This is a genomic window from Kitasatospora sp. NPDC057015 (genome assembly GCF_042673745.1).
GTDB lineage: Bacteria > Actinomycetota > Actinomycetes > Streptomycetales > Streptomycetaceae > Kitasatospora.
On record NZ_JBHUSG010000018.1, the window covers coordinates 133753 to 141722 of the forward strand.

Sequence of the window (7970 nt, forward strand, 5' to 3'; positions counted from 1 at the left end):
CCGGTCGACGCCCCGGCCGGCGGCATGGCCGAGATCCACACGTTCCGGGCAGCCGAAAGGTCCCCTCGCATGGCCCACCCCCTCAAGACCGACGCCGAGGTGCTCTCCCGCACCGCCGAGGGCGCCTACCACCGGCTGGTGCTGCGCGCACCCGGCGTCGCCTCCCGGGTACGGCCCGGCCACTTCGCGGCCCTCGCGGTCGGCGGCCCGCAGTCCGCCCTGCTGATGCGCCGGGCCTTCGCCGTCCACCGGGCCGATCCGGCGGCCGAGACGATCGAGCTGGTGATCGCCGAGCGCGGCCCCGGCACCCGCGAGCTCACCCGCGCCCGGGCCGGTGACCGGCTGGACCTGATCGCGCCGTTGGGCACGCCCTTCCCGCTGCCCGAGGGCCCGGTCAGCGCCCTGCTCGTCGGCGCCGGCCACCGCGCCGCCCCGCTGCTCGACCTGGCCGCGGAGATCGCCGCCCGGGGCGGCCGGATCGGCTTCGTCCTCGCCGCGGCCACCGCCGACCGGCTGTACGGGGTCGAGCGGGCGCGGGCGCTCACCCCGGACGTCCTGGTGGTCACCGAGGACGGCTCGGCCGGACTGACGGGCCGGGCCACCGACCCGCTGGCACAGGCGATCCTGGCGATCGACGCGACGGTCGTGCACGCCAGCGGACCGGTGCCGATGCTCCGGGAGGCCAGCACGATCGCCCAGGGGCTCGCCGCCCGCTGCTGGACGGCCGTGGAGGAGCGGATGGCCTGCGGCACCGGGCTCTGCACGACCTGCGTGCTGCCGGTGGTCGGACCGGACGGCGTGAGCCGGTTCGTCGGCTCCTGCACCGACGGCCCGGTGTTCGACGGTGCCAAGGTGCGCTGGAAGGACATCGGCACCGTCCCCGCCGACCTGGCCGGCGCCGACGGCGGCGGCGACCCCGGCCGGTGGCCGGGGGAGGGGGCCGCCTGATGGATCCCGCGCAGGTGGACCTCAGCACGCCGTTCGGCGGCCTGACCCTGCCGAACCCGTTGACCACCGCCTCCGGCTGCGCCGGCTACGGGCGGGAACTGGCCAGGTTCGTCCCGCTGGACGCGCTGGGCTCGGTCACCACCAAGACGATCATGCCGCGCCCGCGGGCCGGCCTGGCCACCCCCCGGACGGCCGAGACGCCGTCCGGGATGCTCAACGGCATCGGACTGCCGGGCGCCGGGATCGACGCCTTCGTCGAGCGCGAACTGCCCTGGCTGGCCGAGCGCGGCGCCCGCGTCCTGGTCTCGGTCGCGGGGGAGCGGCTGGAGGAGTTCGCCGCCACCGCGGCCCGGCTGACCGGCCGCCCGGGCGTGATCGGCATCGAGCTCAACATGTCCTGGCCCAACGTGCTGGGCCGGGGCCTGGCCTTCGCCGCCAACCCGGCCACCGCCTACGACGTGGTGCAGGCCGTGCGGGAGGCCGCCGATCCCGCGCTGCCGGTCTACGCCAAGCTCACCCCCGACGTCACCTCGCTCACCGAGATCGCCGCCGCCTGCGTCCAGGCCGGCGCGGACGGCCTCTCGATGATCAACACCACCCTGGGCCTGGCCATCGACCTGGACACCATGCGTCCGGCGCTGTCCGGCGTCACCGGCGGCCTCTCCGGCCCGGCGATCCGCCCGATCGCGGTGCGTTGCGTCTACCAGGTGTACGCCGAGATGGCCGCCGGACGCATCCCCCCGGTGCCGATCCTCGGCATGGGCGGCATCCGCACCGGCCGGGACGCCCTGGAGTTCGCCCTCGCCGGCGCCGGCGGGTTCGCCGTCGGCACCACCCTCTTCAACGACCCCACCGCCCCGCTGCGCATTCTCGACGAACTGCGCGCCGAGCTGGCCGCCCGCGGCCTCGCCACGTACGCCGAGGCGGTCGGCCTCGCCCACCGCCCGACCCCCACCACCCGCACTGAAAGGCCGTCATGACCCTCGCCCCCTTCGGTACCCGCCTGCGGCACGCCCTCGACACCCGCGGCCAGCTCTGTGTGGGCATCGACCCGCACGCCTCCCTGCTCGCCGCGTGGGGGCTGGGCGACGACATCGCCGGGCTGGAGACCTTCAGCCGCACGGTGGTCGAGGCGCTCGCCGACCGGGTCGCCGTGCTCAAGCCGCAGGCCGCCTTCTTCGAGCGCTTCGGCAGCCGGGGCGTGGCGGTGCTGGAGCAGTCCGTCGCCGACGCCCGGGCGGCCGGCGCGCTGGTGCTGATGGACGCCAAGCGCGGCGACATCGGCTCCACCATGGCCGCCTACGCCGACGCCTTCCTGTCGCCGTCCAGCCCGCTGTTCTCGGACGCGGTCACGGTCAGCCCCTACCTCGGCTTCGGCTCGCTGCGCCCCGCGCTCGACCTGGCGCGGGCGAACGGCGCGGGCGTGTTCGCGCTCGCGCTGACCTCCAACCCGGAGGGGGCCGAGGTGCAGCGCGCGGTGGGCGCCGGCGGTGAGACGGTGGCGGCCTCGGTGCTGCGCCAGCTCGCGGCCGAGAACGCGGGCGCCGAGCCGCTCGGCTCGTTCGGTGCGGTGGTCGGTGCCACGCTGGCCGACGCCGGGGTCGACCTGGCGATCAACGGGCCGCTGCTGGCGCCCGGCATCGGCGCCCAGGGCGCCACCATGGCGGACCTGCCGCGGGTCTTCGGCGGCGCCGTGCGCAACGTGGTGCCCAGCGTCAGCCGGGACGTGCTGAAGCACGGTCCCTCCGTCCCGGCGCTGCGCGAGGCGGCCCTGCGGTTCGTCGAGGAGTACGCCGCGGCGGTGGGGTGAGGGCGGGTGATCGCGGCCGGCGGACGGGGAGCGCACGCCGGCCGGAGCGCGTCCCGCGGAAGTGAGCGCCGTCACACTCGTGCGAAGTGGGGTCGGATTCGCGGCTGTTTTGCCCGGAAAAGTCCTGGTCGGCCTTGGCTGACCAGGACTTTTCGTGTTCTTTTCCTGACGTGGCGGCTCAATCCGGGTAGTGTCCGGCGGTAGGTCACCACGGAGCGGCGATTCCCGTCGCTCTCGCAGGTCAGAGCCCTTGGGTTCGCCTGTTGGGGGCTCGTAAAACCGTCATGGCTCATCCTTCCTTCCACACCCTGAGGTGAACGGCGTGGCTCTTCCGCCCCTTACCCCTGAACAGCGCACTGCAGCGCTCGCCAAGGCCGCCGAGGCTCGGCGGGAGCGCGCCGAGGTGAAGAACCGGCTCAAGCACTCCGGCGCTTCGCTGCACGAGGTGATCAAGGCCGGCAAGGCCGACAACGAGGTCATCGGCAAGATGAAGGTCTCCGCACTGCTGGAGAGCCTGCCGGGCGTCGGCAAGGTGCGTGCCAAGCAGATCATGGAGCGCCTCGGCATCAGCGAGAGCCGTCGTGTGCGCGGCCTCGGTACGAACCAGATCGCTTCGCTGGAGCGGGAGTTCGGCGGCGCCGCCTCCTGATCGCCCACCGGCGAAGCGCATCGACCAGGCCCCGTGGTCTCCGGATCGTCCGCGATCCGGGATAATCGGTGCATGAGTGAGCGTCCGCGGCTGACCGTGCTCTCCGGCCCCTCGGGGGTCGGCAAGAGCACGGTCGTCGCTCATATGAGGAAGCAGCACCCCGAGGTCTGGCTCTCGGTGTCGGTCACCACCCGGCATCCGAGGCCCGGCGAGCAGAACGGGATCCACTACTACTTCGTCGACAACGACGAGTTCGACAAGCTGATCGCTAACGGCGAGCTGCTGGAGTGGGCCGTCTTCGCCGGCAACCGGTACGGCACCCCGCGCACGGCGGTGATGGAGAAGCTGGACAACGGCGTGCCCGTCCTGCTGGAGATCGACCTGCAGGGCGCCCGTCAGGTGCGCGAGTCGATGGCCGAGGCGCTGCTGCTCTTCCTGGCCCCGCCGAGCTGGGACGAGCTGGTCCGCCGGCTCACCGGCCGGGGCACCGAGCCGCAGGACGTCATCGAGAAGCGGCTGGAGGCGGCCAAGATCGAGCTGGCGGCGGAGTCGGAGTTCGACACGACCCTTGTCAACACCTCGGTCGAGCAGGTAGCGGCCGAGCTGCTAGCCTTGCTCGGTGCAGCCTGAGCGGATTGGTCGTTTCGATCCGATCCGATCAGCATCTTGTCTTTTCCATCCTTTCGGAAGGTTTTAGCGTGTCCTCTTCCATGACCGCGCCCGAGGGCATCATCAACCCGCCGATCGACGAGCTGCTCGAGGCCACCGACTCCAAGTACAGCCTGGTGATCTACGCCGCCAAGCGCGCGCGTCAGATCAACGCGTACTACTCGCAGCTCGGTGAGGGCCTCCTGGAGTACGTCGGCCCGCTGGTCGACACCCACGTGCACGAGAAGCCGCTGTCGATCGCGCTCCGCGAGATCAACGCCGGCATGCTGACCGCCGAGGCGATCGAGGCTGCCTGAGCAGCCCCCCGCGGCCGCACCGCCGCACCGACAGGGCCCGCCGGATCCGTCCGGCGGGCCCTGTCGTGTGTGCGTCGCGCCACAGTGCGGCCGGGATCTGAAGGGCCGTAGGGTGAGCTGCACCCGAACGGACGGAGAGACCGGCAGCATGAGCGCGACCACGGACCGGACCGGCGCCCCGCGCGTCGTTCTCGGCGTCAGCGGCGGCATCGCCGCCTACAAGGCCTGTGAGCTGCTGCGACGGCTGACCGAGTCCGGCCACCAGGTCACCGTGGTGCCCACCGCCGCAGCCCTGCACTTCGTCGGCGAGGCCACCTGGGCGGCGCTGTCCGGCCGCCCGGCCGCCACCGAGACCTGGGAGGGCGTCCATCAGGTGCCGCACGTGCGGATCGGCCAGCAGGCCGACCTGGTCGTGGTCGCTCCCGCCACCGCGGACCTGATGGCCAAGGCCGCCCACGGGCTGGCCGACGACCTGCTCACCAACACCCTGCTCACCGCGCGCTGCCCGGTGGTCTTCGCGCCCGCCATGCACACCGAGATGTGGGAGCACCCCGCCACCCGGGAGAACGTCGCCACGCTGCGGCGTCGCGGCGCGATCGTGCTGGAGCCCGCCGTCGGGCGGCTCACCGGGGTGGACACCGGCAAGGGCCGGCTGCCCGAGCCGTCCGCGATCTTCGAGGCCTGCCGGAGCGTCCTGCGGCGCGGCGGACTCTCCACCGACCTGGCCGGCCGCCACGTGGTGGTCTCGGCCGGCGGCACCCGGGAGCCGCTCGACCCGGTGCGCTTCCTCGGCAACCGCTCCTCCGGGAAGCAGGGCTACGCGCTCGCCGCGACCGCCGCGGCGCGCGGGGCCAGAGTGACGTTGATCTCGGCGAACGCCGAGCTCGCCGACCCGGCCGGCGTGGACGTGGTGCACGTCTCCACCGCGCTGCAACTGCGCGAGGCCGCGCTGAAGGCCGTGGCGGACGCCGACGCGGTGGTGATGGCCGCCGCCGTCGCCGACTTCCGTCCGGCCGAGTACGTCACCGGGAAGATCAAGAAGGTGGACGGGGTCGAGCCGGCGCCGGTGGCCCTCGTCCGCAACCCCGACATCCTCGCCGAGCTCTCCGCCGACCGGGCCCGGCCGGGTCAACTGGTCGTCGGATTCGCCGCGGAGACCGACCAGGTGCTCGCCAACGGCCGGGCCAAACTCGCCCGCAAGGGCTGCGACCTGCTGGTCGTGAACGAGGTCGGCGAGCGCAAGGGCTTCGGCTCGGACCTCAACGAGGCGGTCGTCCTCGGCGCCGACGGCACCGAAACGGCCGTACCGGTCGGACCGAAGGAAGCACTCGCCGACGTCGTCTGGGATCTCGTCGCAGCCCGCCTGAACTGAGGGCGGGGGCGGTCCGCCGTCCGGTCGGATTCCGCCGCGGCGCCGTCTTTTCTGCTGGACGGCAGTCCCACTTGCCGGTAGCCGCCCGTTACACTCCAGGAATCAAGTCTTTCCGGATGTCCCCGGTCCGCCGGGGGCCTTCAGTCAGCAGCCGCTGCAACCCCAGGGAGCGCTGTGTCTCGCCGCCTGTTCACGTCGGAGTCCGTCACCGAGGGACACCCCGACAAGATCGCTGACCAGATCAGCGACACCATTCTGGACGCCCTCCTCAAGGAGGACCCGACGTCGCGGGTCGCCGTGGAGACGCTGATCACCACCGGCCAGGTGCACATCGCCGGCGAGGTGACCACGAAGGCCTACGCGCCGATCGCCCAGCTGGTCCGGGACAAGATCCTCGAAATCGGGTACGACAGCTCGAAGAAGGGCTTCGACGGCGCCTCCTGCGGCGTGTCGGTGTCCATCGGCTCGCAGTCGCCCGACATCGCCCAGGGCGTCGACACCGCCTACGAGGCCCGGACCGGTGACGACTCCGACGACCTCGACAAGCAGGGCGCCGGCGACCAGGGCCTGATGTTCGGCTACGCGTCGGACGAGACGCCCGAGCTGATGCCGCTGCCGATCACGCTGGCGCACCGCCTGGCCAAGCGGCTGTCCGAGGTCCGCAAGAACGGGACCATCCCGTACCTGCGCCCCGACGGCAAGACCCAGGTCACCATCGAGTACGACGGCGACAAGGCCGTACGCCTGGACACCGTGGTGGTCTCCTCGCAGCACGCCAGCGACATCGACCTCGACTCGCTGCTGACCCCGGACATCCGCGAGTTCGTCGTCGAGCCGGAGCTCAAGGCGCTCGCCGACCAGGGCATCAAGCTCGTCACCGAGGGCTACCGCCTGCTGGTCAACCCGACCGGCCGCTTCGAGATCGGCGGCCCGATGGGCGACGCCGGCCTCACCGGCCGCAAGATCATCATCGACACCTACGGCGGCATGGCCCGCCACGGCGGCGGCGCCTTCTCGGGCAAGGACCCGTCCAAGGTCGACCGCTCCGCCGCGTACGCCATGCGCTGGGTCGCCAAGAACATCGTCGCGGCCGGCCTGGCCACCCGCGCCGAGGTCCAGGTCGCCTACGCGATCGGCAAGGCCGAGCCGGTGGGCCTGTTCGTCGAGACCTTCGGCACCGAGACCGTCCCGGTCCTCAAGATCCAGGAAGCCGTGGTCAAGGTCTTCGACCTGCGCCCGGCCGCCATCATCCGCGACCTGGACCTGCTGCGCCCGATCTACTCCCAGACCGCCGCCTACGGCCACTTCGGCCGCGAGCTGCCCTCGGTCAGGTAAGGCGTGTCGATCTGCGCGATGTTGCCGAGGCACACGATCTTCGTGCCCGGGCCCGCGCGCGTGACGAGCGTCTTCATCTGCTTCGGCGTCAGGTTCTGCGCCTCGTCGATGATCAGGTACTTGTCGACGAACGTGCGGCCGCGCATGAAGTTCATGCTCTTCACCTTCAGGCGCGAACGGATCAGTTCCTGCGTCGCGGCACGGCCCCATTCGCCAGCCGCGTCGTCGGTCTTCTGCAGCACTTCGAGGTTGTCGTCGAATGCGCCCATCCACGGCTGCATCTTCTCTTCCTCGGTGCCCGGCAGGAAACCGATGTCCTCGCCGACGGGCACGGTCGCGCGCGTCACGATGATCTCGTTGTAGCGCTTGTCGTCGAGCACCTGCGCGAGGCCGGCCGCGAGCGCGACGAGCGTCTTGCCGGTGCCGGCCTGGCCGAGCAGCGTGACGAAGTCGATCTCGGGGTTCATCAGCAGGTTCAGCGCGAAGTTCTGCTCGCGGTTGCGCGCGGTGATGCCCCACACGTTGTTCTTGTGGTGGCTGTAGTCGCGCAGCGTCTGCAGCAGCGCCGTCTTGCCGTTCAGCTCGCGGACGATCGCATGGAACGTCGGCTCGCCGTTCTGCGGCTCGAGATAGACGAACTCGTTGACGAGCATCGACGCGACGAGCGGGCCCGTCACGCGGTAGTACGTGGTGCCCGTCTTCGTGTCCTGCCAGCTCTCCATGCCCTTCGCATGCTTGGTCCAGAAGTCCTGTGGCAGTTCGCGCACGCCGTTGTACAGGAGATCGGAATCCTCGAGTACCTGGTCGTTGAAGTAGTCTTCCGCGGGCAGGCCGAGCGCGTGCGCCTTGATCCGCATGTTGATGTCTTTCGACACCAGCACGACCTGACGG

The 7970-nt window shown here is 71.6% G+C and carries 9 protein-coding genes; 8 read left to right on the forward strand and 1 reads right to left on the reverse strand.

The features are described 5' to 3' along the window. Nucleotides 1-69: 69 nt before the first annotated feature. From ACFTWP_RS19295 to metK, 8 genes are all read left to right on the forward strand, one after another. Entirely contained in the window at nucleotides 70-948 is an 879-nt protein-coding gene (locus ACFTWP_RS19295) for a dihydroorotate dehydrogenase electron transfer subunit (protein WP_380265805.1), read from the forward strand. Further along, complete coding sequence (locus tag ACFTWP_RS19300) at nucleotides 948-1928, forward strand: dihydroorotate dehydrogenase (protein WP_380265806.1); 981 nt, start codon at nucleotides 948-950, stop codon at nucleotides 1926-1928. Before ACFTWP_RS19295 ends, ACFTWP_RS19300 begins: the two co-directional genes overlap by 1 nt. Then, nucleotides 1925-2758, forward strand: coding sequence for an orotidine-5'-phosphate decarboxylase (gene pyrF, locus ACFTWP_RS19305; RefSeq protein ID WP_380265807.1), 834 nt, complete (start codon nucleotides 1925-1927; stop codon nucleotides 2756-2758). Before ACFTWP_RS19300 ends, pyrF begins: the two co-directional genes overlap by 4 nt. Nucleotides 2759-3080: 322 nt before the next feature. Then, nucleotides 3081-3407, forward strand: coding sequence for an integration host factor, actinobacterial type (mihF, locus tag ACFTWP_RS19310; protein WP_035795753.1), 327 nt, complete (start codon nucleotides 3081-3083; stop codon nucleotides 3405-3407). A 72-nt stretch (nucleotides 3408-3479) separates the two neighbouring features. After that, a complete protein-coding gene (gene gmk / locus ACFTWP_RS19315) occupies nucleotides 3480-4037 on the forward strand; it encodes a guanylate kinase (RefSeq protein ID WP_380265808.1) in 558 nt (185 codons plus the stop codon). A 68-nt stretch (nucleotides 4038-4105) separates the two neighbouring features. Further along, the gene (gene rpoZ, locus ACFTWP_RS19320; protein WP_030240625.1) at nucleotides 4106-4372 is read left to right on the forward strand and encodes a DNA-directed RNA polymerase subunit omega; all 267 of its coding nucleotides are present in this window, start codon (nucleotides 4106-4108) and stop codon (nucleotides 4370-4372) included. Nucleotides 4373-4520: 148 nt separating this feature from the next. Beyond that, nucleotides 4521-5744 (forward strand): bifunctional phosphopantothenoylcysteine decarboxylase/phosphopantothenate--cysteine ligase CoaBC, encoded by a 1224-nt coding sequence (gene coaBC / locus ACFTWP_RS19325; RefSeq protein ID WP_380265809.1) that lies wholly within the window; start codon nucleotides 4521-4523, stop codon nucleotides 5742-5744. Between the two features lie 174 nt (nucleotides 5745-5918). Continuing rightward, on the forward strand, nucleotides 5919-7079 hold the full coding sequence (metK, locus tag ACFTWP_RS19330) for a methionine adenosyltransferase (RefSeq protein ID WP_380265810.1): 1161 nt from the start codon (nucleotides 5919-5921) through the stop codon (nucleotides 7077-7079). Here the strand turns inward: metK and ACFTWP_RS19335 are convergent. Further along, a partial coding sequence (locus tag ACFTWP_RS19335; RefSeq protein WP_380265811.1) for a PhoH family protein occupies nucleotides 7040-7970 on the reverse strand: 931 nt, incomplete at its 5' end. The two genes, metK and ACFTWP_RS19335, sit on opposite strands and share 40 nt — an antisense overlap.